This is a genomic window from Streptomyces resistomycificus (assembly GCF_001514265.1).
Classification (GTDB): Bacteria; Actinomycetota; Actinomycetes; order Streptomycetales; family Streptomycetaceae; genus Streptomyces; species Streptomyces resistomycificus.
Map to the genome: position 1 here is coordinate 469661 of NZ_KQ948991.1, position 16981 is coordinate 486641.

The following is a 16981-nucleotide window of genomic DNA, read 5'->3' on the forward strand; positions in this document are numbered from 1 at the left end:
ATCACAGCGTGATCAGAGTGTGCGCAGCAGGACCGCCGGCTGTTCCACGCAGTCCGCCACGTACCGCAGGAAGCCGCCCGCCGTGCCGCCGTCGCACACCCGGTGGTCGAAGGTGAGCGAGAGCTGGACGACCTGGCGCACCGCCAGCTCGCCCTCGTGCACCCAGGGCTTGGGGATGATGCGGCCGACGCCGAGCATGGCGGCCTCGGGGTGGTTGATGATCGGTGTGGAGCCGTCGACCCCGAACACGCCGTAGTTGTTCAGCGTGAAGGTGCCGCCGGTGAGTTCCCGGGGGGTGAGGGTGCCGGCCCGGGCGGCCTCGGTCAGCCGGGCGAACTCCGCGGTCAGCGACTCCGCGTCCCGGGTGTGCGCGTCCCTGACGACGGGTACGACGAGCCCCCGCTCGGTCTGCGCGGCGAACCCGAGGTGCACGGCGTCCAGCCGGACGATCTCCCTGGCCTCCATGTCCACGGTGGAGTTGAGCTCGGGGTGCCGGGCCAGCGCCGCGGTGCAGATGCGGGCCAGCAGGGCGAGGAGGGAGATCTTCGGCCCGCCGCCGGCGTTCATCGTGGTGCGGGCCCGCATGAGTTCCGTGGCGTCGGCGTCCACCCAGCAGGTGGCGTCCGGGATCTCACGACGGCTGCGGGAGAGCTTGTCGGCGGCGGCGCCAAGCATGCCCTTGAGGGGGATGCGGGTGCTGCCGGCGGCTGTCGCGGAGGGGAGAGGCGGCGCGGGCGCGGGCGCCTCGGTGGTGGGGGCCGGGGTCGCGGGGGCGTGCGTCCCGGCGGTCGGCACCGCGGCCCGGCCCTGCGCGGCGGCGGCCCGCAGTGCGTACTCGACGTCCGCCCGCAGGATCAGCCCGTCGGGGCCTGAGCCGGTCAGCTCCCTGAGGTCGAGGCCGTTCTCCCGGGCGAGCCTGCGCACCAGCGGTGAGATCACCGGGACCGGGCCGTCCGCCGGCTCGAGGCCGGGGACGCGCCCGTCGGGGGCGACTGCGGTGGTGACGCCCTCCTCGGGCGCCGCGGGGGCGTCGAGGTGCCCGTTGGCCGACGCGGCCGTCGGCACGGGCTGCCCCGGCCGTACCCGGCGCCTGCGCGCCGGTGCTTCCGAGGTGCCGTATCCCACCAGCACGTTTCCCGAGCCCTCGGTCCGGCCGTCGGCGGCGGCAGGGCCCACCGCGACCGTCAGCAGCGGGGCGCCGACGGGCAGTTCCGTGCCCTCCTCGCCGAAGCGGGCGGTGACCACGCCGCCGTAGGGGCAGGGCACCTCCACCATCGCCTTGGCCGTCTCGACCTCGACGACCGGCTGGTCGACGGCGACGACGTCGCCGACCTGGACCAGCCAGCGGACGATGCCCGCCTCGGTCAGCCCCTCACCGAGGTCGGGGAGCTTGAACTCCAGCACCTGTGCCATCAGCCTTCCGCCTCCCACTGCAGGCGCCCCACGGCGTCCAGGATCCGGTCCACGCCGGGCAGGTGGTGACGCTCCAGCATCGGCGGCGGATAGGGGATGTCGAACCCGGCCACGCGCAGCACCGGTGCCTCCAGATGATGGAAGCAGCGCTCCGTGACCCGTGCCGCGATCTCCCCGCCCGGTCCGCCGAACCCGCCCGACTCGTGTACGACGACCGCTCGCCCGGTCCGCCGTACCGAGGCGCAGACCGTCTCGTCGTCGAACGGCACCAGGGAGCGCAGGTCGACGACTTCGAGGTCCCACCCCTCGTCCCGGGCCGCCTCGGCGGCTTCGAGGCAGACGGGCACGGACGGCCCGTACGTGACGAGTGTGGCGCTCCGGCCCGAGCGCCGCACCACCGCGCGGCCTATCGGTTCAACGGTCTGCGGGTCGTCCGGGTTCCAGGTGTCCTTGGACCAGTACAGGCGCTTGGGCTCGAGGAAGACGACCGGGTCGTCGGAGGCGATGGCGGCGCGCAGCAGCCCGTAGGCGTCCGCGACGGTGGCGGGCGTGACGACGTGCAGGCCCGGAGTCGCCATGTAGTACGCCTCGGACGAGTCGCTGTGGTGCTCGACTCCGCCGATGCCGCCGCCGTAGGGGACGCGGATGGTGAGCGGGAGGGGCATCGAGCCGCGGGTGCGGTTGCGCATCCGGGAGACGTGCGAGATCAGCTGCTCGAAGGCGGGGTACGCGAAGGCGTCGAACTGCATCTCCACGACGGGACGCAGTCCGTACATCGCCATGCCGACGGCCGTGCCGAGGATGCCCGCCTCGGCCAGGGGGGTGTCCGTGCAGCGGTCCTCGCCGAACTCCTTGGCGAGTCCGTCGGTGACCCGGAAGACACCGCCGAGGGTGCCGACGTCCTCGCCCATGACGTGCACGGTGGGGTCGACGGCCATCGCGTCGCGCATCGCGCGCGTGAGGGCCTGCGCCATGGTGGCCGGTTTGAGGGCGACGGTGGTCATCAGTGTGTCCCCTCCCGTTCGGCCTGGATCTCCGCACGCAGCTGGGCCTGCTGTTCCCGCAGTTGCGGGGTGGGCTCGACGTACACGTGGGCGAACAGGTCCATGGGGTCGAGCAGCGGGTCCTGGTTCATGCGCTCGCGCAGGTCGGCGGCCATGGTCTCGGCGGCGTCGCGCGCGGCCTGGACACCGGCCTCGTCGAGCAGGCCGCGCTCGGTCAGCTCGTGCTCCAGGAGGGCGATCGGGTCGTGTCCGCGCCAGGTCTCGACCTCGGCGTCGCCGCGGTAGCGGGTCGCGTCGTCGGCGTTGGTGTGGGCCTCGACCCGATAGGTGATGGCCTCCACCAGCGTGGGACCGCCGCCCGCGCGCGCGTGGCGCACGGCGTCGGCGAGGACCTCGTGCACGGCGGCGGCGTCGTTGCCGTCGACCAGGCGGCCGGGCATGCCGTAGCCGACGGCCTTGTGGGCCAGCGACGGGGCCGCGGTCTGCTTGGCGAGCGGGACGGAGATCGCGAAGCCGTTGTTCTGTACGAGGAAGACGACCGGTGCCTGCCAGACCGCGGCGAAGTTCAGCGCCTCGTGGAAGTCGCCCTCGCTGGTGCCGCCGTCCCCGACCATCGCCAGCGCGACCACGTCGTCGCCCTTGAGGCGGGCGGCGTGGGCGAGACCGACGGCGTGCGGGAGCTGGGTGGCGAGCGGGGTGCACAGCGGGGCCACGCGGTGCTCGCGCGGGTCGTAGCCGGTGTGCCAGTCGCCGCGCAGCAGGGTGAGGGCCTGCACGGGGTCCACGCCACGGGCGACGACGGCGAGCGTGTCGCGGTAGCTCGGGAAGAGCCAGTCGCGGTCCTCGAGGACCAGCGCGGCGGCCACCTCGCAGGCCTCCTGGCCGGTGCTGGAGGGGTAGACGGCGAGCCGGCCCTGCTTGGTGAGCGCGGTGGCCTGCGCGTTGTACCGGCGGCCCCGCACCAGCTCGGCGTACAGCCGGCGCAGCAGGGCGGGGTCGGTCTCGGCGGCGGCCTCGGTGCCGAGGACGCGGTGGGGCGCGGCGTCGGGCAGCAGCGGCGCGGGGTCGGTGCGGGGTTGCCAGGCGGGCGGCGGCGATGGCCGGTACGCGCCCCGCTGCTCCATGACCGTCATGACGGCACCTCCTCGTGGAAGCGGCTTCAGGCGCGCCACGGGTGTGATGCGCCTCACCTACCGATTGTTCGGTCGTCGGCACATTTTGGCTACACGCACCCTCAGGCTGTGGACAAACGGTTCTGCACAGCCTGGAATGAACGCAGTACGTCCATGGTGGAGAGGCGGGGGCACATGGCATCTGAACAAATGGCCGAGAGCCCGGGCGGCAGCGGCCCGCCGCCGCCCGCCCGTCCGCTCGACGCCATCGATCTGGACATCCTGCAGATGCTCCAGGCGGACGGCCGCGCGTCCATAAGGTCGGTCGCCGAACGGGTGCATGTCTCGCGCGCCAACGCCTACGCCCGTATCAACCGCCTCATCGAGGACGGCGTGATCCGCGGCTTCGGGGCCCGCGTCAACCATGAACGGGCGGGTCAGGGCACCTCCGCCTACATCACCCTGAAGATCGTCCAGAACTCCTGGCGCACGGTGAGCGAGCAGCTCAGACAGCTGCCCGGCGCCTCGCACATCGCCCTGGTGGGCGGTGACTTCGACGTGCTGCTCCTGGTGCACACGTCCGACAACCGGGCGCTGCGCGAGCTGGTGCTGACCCGGCTCCAGGCGATCCCGGAGGTGCTCAGCACCCGCACGCTGCTGGTCTTCGAGGAGGAGGACCTGGAGCCGCAGGGCTGAGTCACCCGGCCTCGCGCAGTCCCCCGAAGACCAGCTGCACCACCGCGTCGGCCACGTCCCGCTCGTTCATGCCCCGCCCGTCCGGCCGGTACCACTCCACGATGGAGTTGATCATCCCGAAGACCAGGCGGGTCGCCAGCCGTACCTCCACGTCCGCCCGCACGTCCCCGTCGGCGGCGGCCGCCTTCAGCAGCTCGGCGACCCGGTGGTCGAAGTCGCGGCGCCGCTCCAGCGCCCACCGCTCCGTGTCGGTGTTGCCGCGCACGCGCAGCAGCAGGGTCACGTAGGGCAGTTCGGCGATGAGCACCTCGACCATGCGCCGCACGACATGCTCCAGGCGCCCCTCGGCCCGCCCCACGCGCGCGTGCTCCTCGTCGAGGATCCCGAAGAGTCCGTCCAGCGCCCGGCTCACGGCGCGGCGCAGCAGTTCCTCCTTGCCGGAGACATGGTGGTAGATCGACGACTTGGAGATGCCGGCCGCCCTGGAGAGGTGCTCCATGGAGGTGCCGTCGTAGCCGCGCTCGTTGAAGACCTGGACGGCGACGGACAGCAGCGTCTCCGGGGTGTACGTGTCGCGCTTGGCGGTCGTCATGAGGTGCTGCCCTCCCGCTTGTCGGTGGCGTACGCGTGGCGGTACAGCGCGAGGGACGGCGCGTACCGCCCGGAGGGGTCGCGCAGGTGCAGGTCGTCGAGGAGGGAGTAGGCCCAGTTGCGGCCGAGCCTGCGGCTCCACTCGAAGGGGCCCAGCGGGTAGTTGACCCCGAGCCGCATCGCGGTGTCGATGTCCTCCCGGGTGGCCACACCCTTGGCGACGGCGTCGTGCGCGAGGTCGACGATCCTGGCGACCGTGCGGGCGACGATCATGCCGGGTACGTCGCCGATGACGCTGACCTGCTTGCCGAGCGCCTGGAAGAGGCCGGTCGCCTCGGCGAGGGTCTGCTGGGAGGTGTCCTGGGAGGCGGACAGGGCGATGCGGGTGGCCCGGCGGTAGTCGAGCGCGAGGTCGAAGTAGACGACGTCCCGGAACTCGACCGAGGTCTGTCCGTCGGCGAGGGCGAGCTGGCCGCCGCTCGGCAGCACCAGGCGGGTGCCGTGGTCCTCGTCGTCCTCGCGGACGGGGATGCCCGCCTCGCGGATCAGGGCGAGCAGTTCGGACGCGGGGCCCAGGTCGCCCTCCACGACGACGTACGCGGGCGGCTGGGCCGGTTCCGCGGTGTGTGGCTCGGGACGGTCGGCGTCCGCGGAGTGGTCGTACCAGCCGTGGCCGGTCTTGCGGCCGAGCCGGCCCGACTCCACCAGGCGCCGCTGGGCGAGCGACGGGGTGAAGCGCACGTCCTGGAAGAAGGCCTGCCACACGGAGTGGGTGACCGACTCGTTGACGTCCTGGCCGATGAGGTCGGTGAGTTCGAAGGCGCCCATCTTGAACCCGCCGCACTCGCGCAGCACGGCGTCGATGGTGGCGGGCTCGGCGCCCTGGGCCTCGTACACCGCGAAGGCCTCGGCGTAGAAGGGCCGCGCGATCCGGTTGACGATGAAGCCGGGGGTGTCGGCGCAGGCGACCGGGGTCTTGCCCCAGGAGCGGGCCATCTCGTACGCGCGCGTGGCCGACGTGACGTCGGTGGCGAACCCCGAGACGACCTCCACGAGCGGCAGCAGAGGCGCGGGGTTGAAGAAGTGCAGGCCCACGAAGCGGCCGGGATTGCGCAGGGCAGCGCCGATGGCCGTGACGGACAGGGACGAGGTGTTGGTGGCGAGCAGACAGTCCTCGCCGACGACCTCCTCCAGCGCCCGGAACAGCTCCTGCTTGACGTCCAGGCGCTCCAGGACGGCTTCGACGACCAGGGCGGAGTCACCGAGGTCGGCGAGGTCCTCGGCGGGCAGCAGACGGGCGCGTGCGGCGTCCCGGTCGGCGGTGCCGAGCCGGTCCTTCTCGACGAGCCGGTCGAGGCGCGCGCCGATCGCGTCGGCCGCCTCCTGGGCACGCCCGGGAGCGGCGTCGTACAGCCGTACGCAATGGCCGGCGACCAACGCGACCTGGGCGATGCCCTGGCCCATGGTGCCGGTGCCGACGACGGCCACGGGGCTGCTGAGGTCGAGTGCTGTCATGTGCGCGATCCTCCCGCACGGGGTCTGCCACGGATGCGGCGGACCCCCTTGTCCCGACCGATCGTTCGGTTACTCTAACTCTGACTGGCCTGCCCGTCACCCGCCACGACCCCGACCGCGGCGCCTCGCGCCGCGCCTCCTGATTTCCCGCCCCTGTTTCTGCCCAGGTCATGAGCTCGACGAAGAGTTCTTGAGACGAGGAGTTGGTCCCGCATGGCCGCCGAACTCACCGCGCACGATCTGATCGCCAAGCACCGGCCCACCCTCGACCAGGCGCTGGAAGCGATCCGCACACGCGCGTACTGGTCCCCGCACCCCGAACACCCCAAGGCCTACGGGGAGAACGGCAGCCTGGACATGGCGGCGGGCAAGGCCGCCTTCGACGCCCTGCTGGGCTCCCGCCTCGACCTCGGCCAGCCCGGCACCGACGACTGGGTGGGCGGCGAGGTCTCGCCGTACGGCGTCGAGCTGGGCGTGAGCTATCCGCACGCGGACCTCGACGAGCTGCTGCCCGCCATGAAGGCCGGGCAGCGGGCGTGGCGGGACGCGGGCGCGGAGACACGCGCGCTGGTGTGCCTGGAGATCCTCAAGCGGATCAGCGACCGGACGCACGAGTTCGCGCACGCGGTCATGCACACCTCCGGCCAGGCCTTCATGATGGCGTTCCAGGCGGGCGGCCCGCACGCGCAGGACCGCGGCCTGGAGGCGGTGGCCTACGCGTACGTGGAGCAGGTCCGCACCCCCGACACGGCCGAGTGGACCAAGCCCCAGGGCAAGCGCGACCCGCTGGCGCTCACCAAGCGGTTCACGCCGGTCCCACGCGGGATCGCCATGGTCGTCGGCTGCAACACCTTCCCGACGTGGAACGGCTATCCGGGCCTGTTCGCCTCCCTGGCCACCGGCAACGCGGTCCTGGTCAAGCCCCACCCGCGCGCGGTGCTGCCGCTCGCGCTGACCGTCCAGGTGGCGCGCCAGGTCCTCACCGAGTCCGGCTTCGACCCGAACCTGGTCACGCTGGCCGCCGAGCGGCCCGGCGAGGGCATCGCCAAGACCCTGGCCACCCGGCCCGAGATCCGGATCATCGACTACACCGGCTCGACGACGTTCGGCGACTGGCTGGAGACCAACGCCCGCCAGGCGCAGGTCTACACGGAGAAGGCCGGCGTCAACTCGGTGCTGGTCCACTCGACGGACGACTACAAGGGCATGCTGTCCAACCTGGCGTTCTCGCTGTCCCTGTACAGCGGCCAGATGTGCACCACTCCGCAGAACCTGCTCGTCCCCCGCGACGGCATCCGCACGGAGGAGGGCCCGAGGTCCTACGACGAGGTGGTGGCCGACCTCGCCCGCGCGGTCGACGGCCTGCTCGGCGACGACGCCCGCGCCAACGCGCTGCTCGGCGCGATCGTCAACCCGGACGTCAAGGCCCGCCTGGAGGCCGCGTCGGGCCTCGGTGAGGTCGCCCTCGCCTCCAGGGAGGTCGCCAACCCGGAGTTCCCGGAGGCGGTCGTCCGCACGCCCGTGATCGTCAAGCTGGACGGCGCCAAGCCGGACGACGAGGCCGCCTACATGAGCGAGTGCTTCGGTCCCGTGTCCTTCGCCGTCGCGGTCGACTCGGCCGCCGACGCGGTGGAACTGCTGAGCCGCACGATCCGCGAGAAGGGCGCGATGACGGTCGGCGCGTACACCACGGACGAGGAGGTCGAGCAGGCCGTCCAGGAGGTCTGTCTGGAGGAGGCCGCCCAGCTCTCGCTGAACCTCACGGGCGGGGTGTACGTCAACCAGACCGCCGCCTTCTCCGACTTCCACGGCTCGGGCGGCAACCCGGCCGCCAACTCGGCGCTCACCGACGGGGCGTTCGTGGCGAACCGCTTCCGGGTGGTGGAGGTCCGCCGGGAGGCCTAGAGCCCGCGGCTCAGACGGCCTGCGCGCCCCCGGTGGCGCTCCAGTGGTACAGCGTCATGGCCACACTGGTGGCGAGGTTGTAGCTGGAGACCTGGGGGCGCATCGGCAGCGCCACCAGATGGTCGGCACGCGCGCGTAGCCCGGCCGACAGCCCGCTGCGTTCCGAGCCGAAGGCGAGCACGGCGTCGTCCGGGAGCTTGGTGGCGCGGATGTCCTCGCCCTCGGGGTCGAGCGCGAACACGGGCCCGGGCGGCAGCTCGTCGACGGTCAGCCGTTCCACGGTGGTCGCGAAGTGCAGCCCGGCGCCGCCGCGGACCACCGTGGGATGCCAGGGGTCGAGGGTTCCGGTGGTGACCACCCCGGTCGCCCCGAAACCGGCGGCCAGCCGGATCACGGCCCCCGCGTTGCCCAGGTTGCGCGGGTGGTCGAGGACCACCACGGGCGCGCTGCGGGGCAGGCGCGCCAGCCTCTCCAGGCCGGCCGCACGGGACGGTCGTACCGCCAGCGCCGCGACGGCGGTGGGGTGCGGGCGCGGGACCAGACTCCGGTACGCCGGCTCCGGGACCTCTGTCAGGAGCTCCTCCAGCGTGTCCCGTACGTCCGCCGCCAGCTCGTCGGCGAGGGCGAGCGCGGCGGTCCGGTCGGCGGTGACCGCCACCGGGACCTCGGCGCCGAAGCGCAGCGCGTGCTTGAGGGCGTGGAAGCCGTCGAGCAGCACGGAGGTCCCGGCGAGCCGGTGCCAGACGTCGAGGGGGTCGGGGGCGCTCATGCCCTGAAGCCTACGGGCGCCTCCCCGGCCTCCCCCGCGTCGTTCGCTTCGTTCGCTTCGTTCGCTTCGTTCGCTTCGTTCGCTTCGTTCGCGTCCTCAGCGTCCCCCGCGTCCTTCCCGGTCCCGGCGGGCTCGGAGGGCTCGGGCGCGCGCGGCTTCGGCAGTGTCGTACGGCCCGTGCCCGTGCCCGTTCTCGTGCCTGTTCCCGGGGTCAGGCGTCCACGCGCGCGCGTTGCCCAGCCGCCGAGCCTGCGCAGGAACGACGTGGGCAGGAAGACCGCGTCGGCGGCGATCATGGCCAGGGAGAAGAACGGCAGCCCGAGGAGGACGGCGATCGCGGCGTGCTCGATCATCATCGCCGCCAGCAGGACGTTCTTGACCCGCCGGTTGAACAGCGTGAAGGGGAAGGCGACCTGCGCGACGACGGTGCCGTACGTCACCAGCATGACCATCGTGCCGCTGGACGCCAGCACGTCGGCGAGGGCGGGCCAGGGGGAGAAGTAGTCGAGGTGCAGGGGGTAGTAGACGGCGGTGCCGTCCTGCCAGCGCGAGCCCTGGATCTTGTACCAGCCCGCCGTCGCGTAGATCAGACAGGCCTCGGCCATGATCACGAACAGGGCGCCGTTGTGGACGATGTTGGCGACGACGTCGAGCAGGATGCGCGGCTCGCCGTTCGCCGCTCGGCGTCCTGTGAACCACCACAGGGCCTGCGCGAGCCAGACGGTCCACAGCAGCAGCGGCACGAAGGGTTCGCCCTCGAAGAGCCGGCCCGACAGGGACACCGCCGTCAGCGTCAGCCCGAGCACGCCCCACAGCGCAGGGCCGGTCCGGTCGGGAACGTCCTCCCCACGCGCGCGTGCCTCGTCTGCGAGCCGAGCCCGGCGCGCGTCCAGCGACCACACCTGTCCGCAGCGTGTGAAGACCAGGTATATGCACATCAGGTGCAGGACGTTGTCGCCGCCGTCCCCCATGAAGATGCTGCGGTTCTGCAGCGAGAGCACGCCCACCATGAACAGCACGGACATCGTGCGGGTGCGCCAGCCCAGCAGCAGCAGGGCGCCGGTCAGCACGGCGAGCGCGTAGACGATCTCGAACCACAGCCGTCCGTCGGACCACATCAGGGCGGTGAAGGCACCGTTGGTCGAGGTCAGCTGCTGGGCGAGATCCCAGCTCCAGGGGCCGTCGGGGCCGTACATCTCCTGGCGGTGGGGGAACTCACGCAGCAGGAACAGCAGCCAGGTCGCGCTGAAGCCCATGCGGATCACGGCGGACTGGTACGGGCCGAGGGCGGACTCGGTGACCCGGGCGATGGCGGAGGAGAGGCAGAGCGCGAAACGGTTCACTTCACGTCCTCCTCGACGCCGTCCCGCAGAACCGACCACCAGGGCAGCACCCGGTACGACGGCTGGTCCGACACCTTCTCCTCGCTCCACTCCGGCGGACGCACGTTGGTGGTGCGGGAGCGTATCTGGACGAGATCGACCACCCCACCCTTCCCGACCGCGTCCTCGCGCTCCAGCCGCAGCAGCACGATGCGGCGCAGGTAGGTCTCGGAGAGGGAGCCGCGCAGGCCCACCGGGCGGTTGTCGCTGTCGTGCGTGGCGACGAAGAAGTCCCAGGCCCTGCGCAGCTCGTTCTGCTGGGTGTGGCTCGGCAGCAGGTTGCCGTCGATGGCCCGGCCGTCCTCGGCGGAGAGGTCGTACCAGCCGGTCGTCCGCACCCCGCCCTCCGCGGTGTCTATCTGGGCCCTGACCTGCACCGCGATGTTCTGCTGCAAGGGGTTCGGCGCGAACAGCTTCCAGTTCTGCTCGAACTCCGGGTAGATCCATTCCTCGATCGCCTTGCCGTGCTGCTTTGACAGCGTGTTCGACGGCGCGACGTGCAGGAACACCATGCCGATGTGGACACATACGGCGACCGCGACGACCGCGAGGGCCACGGCGACGACTATCTGGTAGCGAAAGCCGAGGGCGGTGACACCGGTTCGGGGGGTGGCGGGGTCCAAGGGGCCCCGGGGGACCCGGGGGGTCCGCGGGATCCGGGGGGCCGTGGGGGCGTACGCGGACGGATCGGAAGCCGGCCGGGTGTCGAGCACCGGCTCGATGACCTGCTCCGGCTCGATGACCTGTTCCGGCTCGGTGGCCCGCTCCGGCTCGATGGCCCGCTCCGGCTCGATGACCTGTTCCGGCTCGGTGGCCCGCTCCGGCTCGATGGCCCGCTCCGGCTCGATGACCGACTCCGCGGGCGCGGTGCCCGGCTCGCCCGGCCCTCGCGGGGCGTTCGGGCCTCCGTCGTGCACGTCCATTCCGCCCCGATTCCGATCCCGGTCCGTCTTCCGGTCGCCCTGCCGTGAGGCGGTCGGGCCGCCCACGCGCCACCACTCCCGCGACGCTCGCACGGAACGGTACTCAGGCCCGCGCGCCCGGCACAGCCCCCAACGGACCCTTCGCGCGGCCACCACGGTTGTCCACAGACGCCGCTCGGGGCAGCCCGCAGGTTATCCACAGCGGTTGACACCTTACGGCGCCCGTCTCACCATGGAATCGCACGAACCGAACGATCGGTCGGGAGCAGGTGCCGGCAGAGTCCAGATCGAGGGGGCCTCATGGCGACAGCAGCGCACCAGACGGCGCGCACATCGGCGTACGACGCTCATGGCGGCACACCGGCCGACGCCGGCGACACCGCCGGGTACGAGACGGCCTTCGACGCCGCCGTGGCCGCCGACGAGCGCGTGGAGCCACGCGACTGGATGCCCGACGCCTACCGCGCGACCCTCGTCCGGCAGATCGCCCAGCACGCCCACTCCGAGATCATCGGCATGCAGCCGGAGGCGAACTGGATCACGCGCGCGCCCTCTCTGCGCCGCAAGGCCATCCTGATGGCCAAGGTCCAGGACGAGGCCGGGCACGGGCTCTACCTCTACAGCGCGGCCGAGACCCTCGGCACCGGCCGGGACGAACTGCTCGACAAGCTCCACACCGGCCGCCAGAAGTACTCCTCGATCTTCAACTACCCGACGCTGACCTGGGCGGACGTCGGCGCGATCGGCTGGCTGGTGGACGGCGCCGCGATCACCAACCAGGTTCCCCTGTGCCGCTGCTCCTACGGGCCCTACGCGCGCGCGATGGTCCGCATCTGCAAGGAGGAGTCCTTCCACCAGCGCCAGGGGTACGAGCTGCTGCTGGCCCTCAGCCGCGGCACCCCCGAGCAGCACGCGATGGCGCAGGACGCGGTGGACCGCTGGTGGTGGCCCTCGCTGATGATGTTCGGCCCGCCCGACGACGAGTCCTCGCACTCGGCCCAGTCGATGGCGTGGAAGATCAAGCGGCATTCCAACGACGAGCTGCGCCAGCGCTTCGTGGACATCTGTGTCCCCCAGGCCGAGTCCCTCGGCCTCACCCTCCCCGACCCGGACCTGACGTGGAACGAGGAGCGGGGGCACCACGACTTCGGCCCGATCGACTGGACGGAGTTCTGGGACGTCCTCAAGGGCAACGGACCTTGCAACGAACAGCGGATCACGCAGCGCAGGCGGGCCCACGAGGAGGGCGCCTGGGTGCGGGAGGCGGCCGTGGCGTACGCGGACAAGCACAGCGCGGGAAGGGGAGTGGAGCAGGCATGACGAACACCGACTGGCCTCTGTGGGAGGTCTTCGTGCGCTCCCGCCGCGGCCTCTCGCACACCCACGCGGGCAGCCTGCACGCACCGGACGCGGAGCTCGCGCTGCGCAACGCCCGTGATCTGTACACCCGGCGCGGCGAGGGCGTCTCGATCTGGGTCGTCCCGTCGTCCGTGATCACCGCGTCCTCACCCGACGAGAAGGACCCGTTCTTCGAACCGTCCGCCGACAAGCCCTATCGGCACCCGACGTTCTACGAGATCCCGGAGGGGGTGAAGCACCTGTGAGCACGGACGTGACCACGGATGCGACCGTGACCTCGGCCGCCCTCGCCCTCGGCGACGACGCGCTGGTGCTCTCGCACCGCCTCGGCGAGTGGGCCGGCCACGCCCCCGTCCTCGAGGAGGAGGTCGCCCTCGCCAACATCGCCCTGGACCTGCTCGGCCAGGCCCGCGTGCTGCTGTCGCTGGTCGGCGACGAGGACGAACTGGCGTATCTGCGCGAGGAGCGCGCCTTCACCAACCTCCAACTGGTGGAGCAGCCCAACGGCGACTTCGCCCACACCATCGCCCGCCAGCTGTACTTCTCCACCTACCAGTACCTGCTCTACACCGAACTGGCCGCCGGCGACGGCCTGTTCGCGCCGCTCGCCGCCAAGGCCGTCAAGGAGGTCGCCTACCACCGCGACCACGCCGAACAGTGGACCCTGCGGCTCGGTGACGGCACGGACGTCAGCCATCAGCGGATGCAGCGGGCGTGCGCGGCTCTGTGGCGGTTCACCGGGGAGATGTTCCAGCCGGTGGCGGGGCTCGACGTCGACCTGCCGGCTCTGGAGTCGGCCTGGGCGGCGTCTGTCACGGACGTGCTGCGCCGCGCCACCCTCGCCGTTCCGGAGGGACCGCGGTCCGGTGCGTGGGCGGCCGGGGCGGGCCGGCAGGGCCTGCACACCGAGTCCTTCGGGCGGATGCTCGCCGAGATGCAGCACCTGCACCGCAGCCATCCGGGGGCGTCATGGTGACCACCACCGCACTGGAGGCGGAGCTCCTGGAGGTCGCCGGTGCGGTCCCCGACCCCGAACTGCCCGTGCTCACCCTCCTGGAGCTGGGCGTGCTGCGCGCGGTGCACGCCCACGGCCCCGACTCGGTCGAGGTCGAGCTGACCCCTACGTACACCGGCTGCCCGGCCGTCGAGGCGATGGCCCTGGACATAGAGCGGGTCCTGCACGAACACGGCGTCCGGGACGTCACCGTGCGCAAGGTTCTGGCACCCGCCTGGTCGACGGACGACATCACCGACGAAGGCCGCCGCAAGCTGCGGGAGTTCGGCATCGCCCCGCCGCGCGCCGGCCGGGTGGCGGAGCCGGTGGGCCTGCGGCTGGGTCCGACCCGCACGCTCGCCCAGGAGGCCGGGGAAGCAGCCGACCCCGTCCGCTGCCCACACTGCGGCTCCGCCGAGACCGAACTGCTCAGCCGTTTCTCCTCCACCGCGTGCAAGGCGCTGCGGCGGTGTCTGTCGTGCCGTGAACCCTTCGACCACTTCAAGGAGCTGTGATGGCCCGCTTCCACGCGCTCCCCGTGGCCGCGGTCGACCGGCTCACCGACGACTCCGTGGCCCTGACCTTCAGCGTGCCGGAGGCACTGCGCGAGGAGTACCGGCACGCCCCCGGCCAGCATCTCGCCCTGCGGCGCACGGTGGACGGTACGGAGATCCGGCGCACCTACTCCATCTGCTCGCCCGCACCGGCACCGGACGGCGCGGGCCCGCGCAGCCTGCGCGTCGGGGTGCGGCTGGTCGACGGCGGCGCGTTCTCCACGTACGCGCTGAAGGAGATCAACATCGGCGACGAGCTGGAGGTGATGATCCCGGCGGGACGCTTCACCCTCGACCCGGCACCCGGTCTGTACGCGGCCGTCGTGGGCGGCAGCGGCATCACCCCGGTGCTGTCGATCGTGTCGACGCTGCTGGCGCGTGAGCCGGAGGCCCGGTTCTGCCTGATCCGCAGCGACCGCACGTCCGCCTCGACGATGTTCCTGGAGGAGGTCGCCGACCTCAAGGACCGCTATCCGCAGCGGCTGCACCTGGTCACGGTGCTGTCCCGGGAGGAACAGCAGGCAGGACTGCCGTCCGGGCGGCTCGACCAGGAGCGGCTCGGCGGCCTGCTGCCAGCGATGTTGCCCGTGGGGGACGTGGCGGGATGGTTCCTGTGCGGACCGTACGGGCTGGTCCAGGGCGCCGAGCGGGCGCTGCGGGAGCTCGGCGTCTCCCGCGCCCGGATCCACGAGGAGATCTTCCATGTGGACGCCACCGCCCCCGTGACCACAGCGCCCGCTCCCGCGCACAGCACCGTGACGGCGAGGCTCGACGGCCGCGGCGGGAGCTGGCCGGTCCAGCAGGGCGAGTCGCTCCTGGAGACCGTGCTGCGCAACCGGCCCGACGCGCCCTACGCCTGCAAGGGAGGGGTGTGCGGGACCTGCCGGGCCTTCCTGGTCGACGGCGAGGTGCGCATGGACCGCAACTTCGCGCTGGAACCGGAGGAGACGGAGGCGGGCTACGTGCTGGCGTGCCAGTCGCATCCGGTGACGGAGCGGGTGGAACTGGACTTCGACAGGTAGGACCAACCGTCTTCCCTGATCGGTCCCTTCCCGATCAGTCCCTTCCCGATCAGTCCCTTCCCAATCAGTCCCCTCCCGATCGCCTCGCTTCTTGCGTTCCCTTCTTCTAGAACCTGTTCTATCTTGACGGATCGTCAGATCGGGTTGTCCGCCCGGCCGGTGGGCCGGTGTGCGGGTGGGAGGGCAGGGACCGTGGACTTCACCTTCAGCGAGGAGCAGCAGGCGGCGGCCGAGGCGGCGCGCGGGGTGTTCGCCGGTGTCGCCCCGGACGCGGTGCCCAGTCCCGCCCTCACCCCGGGCGCCGTCGCGGACGACTTCGACCGCGCGTTGTGGGCCAAGCTCGCCGACGCCGACCTGCTGAGCCTGCTGCTGGACCCGGAGTTCGGCGGGGCGGGCCTGGACGCCGTCGCCCTGTGCCTGGTGCTTCGGGAGGCGGCGCGGGTGCTGGCGCGGGTTCCGTTGCTGGAGAGCAGCGCCGCGCTCGCCGCCGTACAGACCTTCGGCGGAGCGGAGTTGAAGGCCGGCCTGGCGGCCCGGGCAGGCCGTGGCGAGGTGGTCCTGACCGTTGCCGCGAACGGGCGCACCGGACATGACCCGGCCGAACTCGCGGTGAGCGCGCGGCAGGAGTCGGAGGCCTGGGTGCTGGACGGAGTGCATACGGCGGTGCCCTGGGCACACTCCGCCGACTTCGTGCTCGTCCCCGCGCACACCACCGCCGACCGGACCCTGCTCGCGCTGGTCCCCCGCGTTCACCCCGGGGTCGGGCTCGCCGAGCAGATCTCCACCACCGGCGAACGGCTCGGCGAACTGCGCCTGGACGGCGTACGGATCGCGGACCGGGACGTCATCGACGCCCCCGGGGCGTGGCAGTGGCTGCGGGATCTGCTGACCACCGGGACGTGCGCGCTGGCGCTCGGCCTGGGGGAGCGGGTGCTGCGGATGACCGGCGAATACACCAGCAAGCGGGAGCAGTTCGGGTTCCCGGTCGCCACCTTCCAGGCCGTCGCCGTGCAGGCCGCCGACCGCTACATCGACCTGCGGGCCATGGAGGTCACCATGTGGCAGGCCGCGTGGCGGATCGCCGCGGGCGCACCGGGGCCGCTGCCCGCCTCCGGTGACGTGGCCGTGGCCAAGATCTGGGCCTCGGAGGGCGTACGGAGGGTCGTGCAGACCGCGCAGCACCTGCACGGCGGGTTCGGCGCCGACGTCGACTATCCCCTGCACCGGTACCACGCCTGGGCCAAACACCTGGAGCTGTCGCTGGGCCCGGCGGCGGCGCACGAGGAGACCCTGGGCGACCTGCTGGCGGCCCATCCGCTCGCCTGAACTCCCGGACCGGCCGTCGGCGGCCGGCCGCTAGAGGACGAAGCCCTGCTGCCCCTCGTCGGTGACGACGGGGCGGCCGGCGGCTGCCCACACCTGCATACCGCCGTCGACGTTCACGGCGTCGATGCCCTGCTGGACCAGGTACATCGCGACCTGCGCCGACCGACCGCCGGAACGGCAGATCACGTTGACCCGGCCGTCCTGCGGCGCGGCCTCGGTCAGCTCCCCGTACCGGGCGACGAACTCACTGATGGGAATGTGCAGCGCCCCCGCGGCGTGACCCGCCTGCCACTCGTCGTCCTCGCGGACGTCCAGCAGGAAGTCGCCGTCCTTGAGGTCCGTGACCTCGACCGTGGGCACACCAGCTCCGAAATGCATACGTCCGACGCTACCTGACGAGACCCGGGGCGCGGACG

The 16981-nt window shown here is 72.1% G+C and carries 17 protein-coding genes; 8 read left to right on the forward strand and 9 right to left on the reverse strand.

Annotated elements, in window-relative coordinates; all coding sequences use genetic code 11:
* Positions 1 to 12: 12 nt before the first annotated feature.
* The 3 genes from AQJ84_RS16590 to pdhA are packed head-to-tail and all read right to left on the reverse strand — an operon-like array spanning position 13 to position 3550.
* The gene (locus tag AQJ84_RS16590) at positions 13 to 1413 is read right to left on the reverse strand and encodes a dihydrolipoamide acetyltransferase family protein (protein WP_030042168.1); all 1401 of its coding nucleotides are present in this window, start codon (positions 1411 to 1413) and stop codon (positions 13 to 15) included.
* Positions 1413 to 2417, reverse strand: a complete 1005-nt coding sequence (locus AQJ84_RS16595; protein ID WP_030042169.1) for an alpha-ketoacid dehydrogenase subunit beta — start codon at positions 2415 to 2417, stop codon at positions 1413 to 1415. Before AQJ84_RS16595 ends, AQJ84_RS16590 begins: the two co-directional genes overlap by 1 nt.
* Positions 2417 to 3550 (reverse strand): pyruvate dehydrogenase (acetyl-transferring) E1 component subunit alpha, encoded by a 1134-nt coding sequence (gene pdhA / locus AQJ84_RS16600; protein ID WP_030042170.1) that lies wholly within the window; start codon positions 3548 to 3550, stop codon positions 2417 to 2419. Before pdhA ends, AQJ84_RS16595 begins: the two co-directional genes overlap by 1 nt.
* A 189-nt stretch (positions 3551 to 3739) precedes the next feature.
* Between pdhA and AQJ84_RS16605 the strand changes: the two genes are divergently transcribed.
* The gene (locus AQJ84_RS16605; protein WP_053191462.1) at positions 3740 to 4225 is read left to right on the forward strand and encodes an Lrp/AsnC family transcriptional regulator; all 486 of its coding nucleotides are present in this window, start codon (positions 3740 to 3742) and stop codon (positions 4223 to 4225) included.
* Between the two features lies 1 nt (position 4226).
* Here AQJ84_RS16605 and AQJ84_RS16610 read toward each other — a convergent pair whose 3' ends face one another.
* Both AQJ84_RS16610 and AQJ84_RS16615 read right to left on the reverse strand, forming a co-directional pair.
* Positions 4227 to 4817 carry a TetR/AcrR family transcriptional regulator gene (locus tag AQJ84_RS16610; RefSeq protein ID WP_030042172.1) on the reverse strand — a complete coding sequence of 197 codons (591 nt, stop codon included), beginning with the start codon at positions 4815 to 4817 and terminating at the stop codon, positions 4227 to 4229.
* Positions 4814 to 6331 carry a 3-hydroxyacyl-CoA dehydrogenase gene (locus tag AQJ84_RS16615; RefSeq protein ID WP_030042173.1) on the reverse strand — a complete coding sequence of 506 codons (1518 nt, stop codon included), beginning with the start codon at positions 6329 to 6331 and terminating at the stop codon, positions 4814 to 4816. The genes AQJ84_RS16610 and AQJ84_RS16615 overlap by 4 nt, the downstream gene beginning before the upstream one ends.
* 213 nt (positions 6332 to 6544) lie before the next feature.
* Here AQJ84_RS16615 and paaN point away from each other — a divergent pair, with 213 nt between their 5' ends.
* On the forward strand, positions 6545 to 8236 hold the full coding sequence (paaN, locus tag AQJ84_RS16620) for a phenylacetic acid degradation protein PaaN (protein ID WP_030042174.1): 1692 nt from the start codon (positions 6545 to 6547) through the stop codon (positions 8234 to 8236).
* Positions 8237 to 8246: 10 nt separating this feature from the next.
* On the opposite strand, the gene AQJ84_RS16625 is transcribed toward paaN, so the two are convergent.
* The 3 genes from AQJ84_RS16625 to AQJ84_RS16635 are packed head-to-tail and all read right to left on the reverse strand — an operon-like array spanning position 8247 to position 11310.
* A complete protein-coding gene (locus AQJ84_RS16625) occupies positions 8247 to 9005 on the reverse strand; it encodes a TrmH family RNA methyltransferase (protein ID WP_030042175.1) in 759 nt (252 codons plus the stop codon).
* A complete protein-coding gene (locus AQJ84_RS16630) occupies positions 9002 to 10348 on the reverse strand; it encodes an HTTM domain-containing protein (RefSeq protein ID WP_225877319.1) in 1347 nt (448 codons plus the stop codon). Before AQJ84_RS16630 ends, AQJ84_RS16625 begins: the two co-directional genes overlap by 4 nt.
* Entirely contained in the window at positions 10345 to 11310 is a 966-nt protein-coding gene (locus AQJ84_RS16635) for a DUF5819 family protein (RefSeq protein WP_053191464.1), read from the reverse strand. The genes AQJ84_RS16630 and AQJ84_RS16635 overlap by 4 nt, the downstream gene beginning before the upstream one ends.
* Positions 11311 to 11610: 300 nt before the next feature.
* Here AQJ84_RS16635 and paaA point away from each other — a divergent pair, with 300 nt between their 5' ends.
* From paaA to AQJ84_RS16665, 6 genes are all read left to right on the forward strand, one after another.
* Positions 11611 to 12630, forward strand: coding sequence for a 1,2-phenylacetyl-CoA epoxidase subunit PaaA (gene paaA, locus AQJ84_RS16640; protein ID WP_030042178.1), 1020 nt, complete (start codon positions 11611 to 11613; stop codon positions 12628 to 12630).
* The gene (paaB, locus tag AQJ84_RS16645; RefSeq protein WP_030042179.1) at positions 12627 to 12914 is read left to right on the forward strand and encodes a 1,2-phenylacetyl-CoA epoxidase subunit PaaB; all 288 of its coding nucleotides are present in this window, start codon (positions 12627 to 12629) and stop codon (positions 12912 to 12914) included. The genes paaA and paaB overlap by 4 nt, the downstream gene beginning before the upstream one ends.
* Positions 12911 to 13645 carry a 1,2-phenylacetyl-CoA epoxidase subunit PaaC gene (gene paaC, locus AQJ84_RS16650; RefSeq protein WP_053191466.1) on the forward strand — a complete coding sequence of 245 codons (735 nt, stop codon included), beginning with the start codon at positions 12911 to 12913 and terminating at the stop codon, positions 13643 to 13645. The genes paaB and paaC overlap by 4 nt, the downstream gene beginning before the upstream one ends.
* Positions 13639 to 14178: a 1,2-phenylacetyl-CoA epoxidase subunit PaaD gene (gene paaD / locus AQJ84_RS16655; RefSeq protein ID WP_030042182.1), complete on the forward strand. Its 540-nt coding sequence runs from the start codon at positions 13639 to 13641 to the stop codon at positions 14176 to 14178. The genes paaC and paaD overlap by 7 nt, the downstream gene beginning before the upstream one ends.
* Positions 14178 to 15239, forward strand: coding sequence for a 2Fe-2S iron-sulfur cluster-binding protein (locus AQJ84_RS16660; RefSeq protein ID WP_053191468.1), 1062 nt, complete (start codon positions 14178 to 14180; stop codon positions 15237 to 15239). The genes paaD and AQJ84_RS16660 overlap by 1 nt, the downstream gene beginning before the upstream one ends.
* A gap of 192 nt (positions 15240 to 15431) precedes the next feature.
* Positions 15432 to 16565: an acyl-CoA dehydrogenase family protein gene (locus AQJ84_RS16665; protein ID WP_053191470.1), complete on the forward strand. Its 1134-nt coding sequence runs from the start codon at positions 15432 to 15434 to the stop codon at positions 16563 to 16565.
* A 30-nt stretch (positions 16566 to 16595) separates the two neighbouring features.
* On the opposite strand, the gene AQJ84_RS16670 is transcribed toward AQJ84_RS16665, so the two are convergent.
* Complete coding sequence (locus AQJ84_RS16670) at positions 16596 to 16925, reverse strand: rhodanese-like domain-containing protein (protein WP_053191471.1); 330 nt, start codon at positions 16923 to 16925, stop codon at positions 16596 to 16598.
* Between the last annotated feature and the right edge of the window lie 56 nt (positions 16926 to 16981).

Excerpts from the sequence above, each read along its gene's own strand:
- paaN (WP_030042174.1), top strand. The coding sequence starts at position 6,545 with ATGGCCGCCGAACTCACCGCGCACGATCTGATCGCCAAGCACCGGCCC.
- paaA (WP_030042178.1), top strand. The coding sequence starts at position 11,611 with ATGGCGACAGCAGCGCACCAGACGGCGCGCACATCGGCGTACGACGCT.
- paaD (WP_030042182.1), top strand. The coding sequence starts at position 13,639 with ATGGTGACCACCACCGCACTGGAGGCGGAGCTCCTGGAGGTCGCCGGT.
- AQJ84_RS16610 (WP_030042172.1), bottom strand. The coding sequence starts at position 4,817 with ATGACGACCGCCAAGCGCGACACGTACACCCCGGAGACGCTGCTGTCC.
- AQJ84_RS16590 (WP_030042168.1), bottom strand. The coding sequence starts at position 1,413 with ATGGCACAGGTGCTGGAGTTCAAGCTCCCCGACCTCGGTGAGGGGCTG.
- AQJ84_RS16635 (WP_053191464.1), bottom strand. The coding sequence starts at position 11,310 with ATGGACGTGCACGACGGAGGCCCGAACGCCCCGCGAGGGCCGGGCGAG.
- pdhA (WP_030042170.1), bottom strand. The coding sequence starts at position 3,550 with ATGACGGTCATGGAGCAGCGGGGCGCGTACCGGCCATCGCCGCCGCCC.
- paaB (WP_030042179.1), top strand. The coding sequence starts at position 12,627 with ATGACGAACACCGACTGGCCTCTGTGGGAGGTCTTCGTGCGCTCCCGC.
- AQJ84_RS16605 (WP_053191462.1), top strand. The coding sequence starts at position 3,740 with ATGGCCGAGAGCCCGGGCGGCAGCGGCCCGCCGCCGCCCGCCCGTCCG.
- AQJ84_RS16625 (WP_030042175.1), bottom strand. The coding sequence starts at position 9,005 with ATGAGCGCCCCCGACCCCCTCGACGTCTGGCACCGGCTCGCCGGGACC.
- AQJ84_RS16660 (WP_053191468.1), top strand. The coding sequence starts at position 14,178 with ATGGCCCGCTTCCACGCGCTCCCCGTGGCCGCGGTCGACCGGCTCACC.
- AQJ84_RS16615 (WP_030042173.1), bottom strand. The coding sequence starts at position 6,331 with ATGACAGCACTCGACCTCAGCAGCCCCGTGGCCGTCGTCGGCACCGGC.
- AQJ84_RS16595 (WP_030042169.1), bottom strand. The coding sequence starts at position 2,417 with ATGACCACCGTCGCCCTCAAACCGGCCACCATGGCGCAGGCCCTCACG.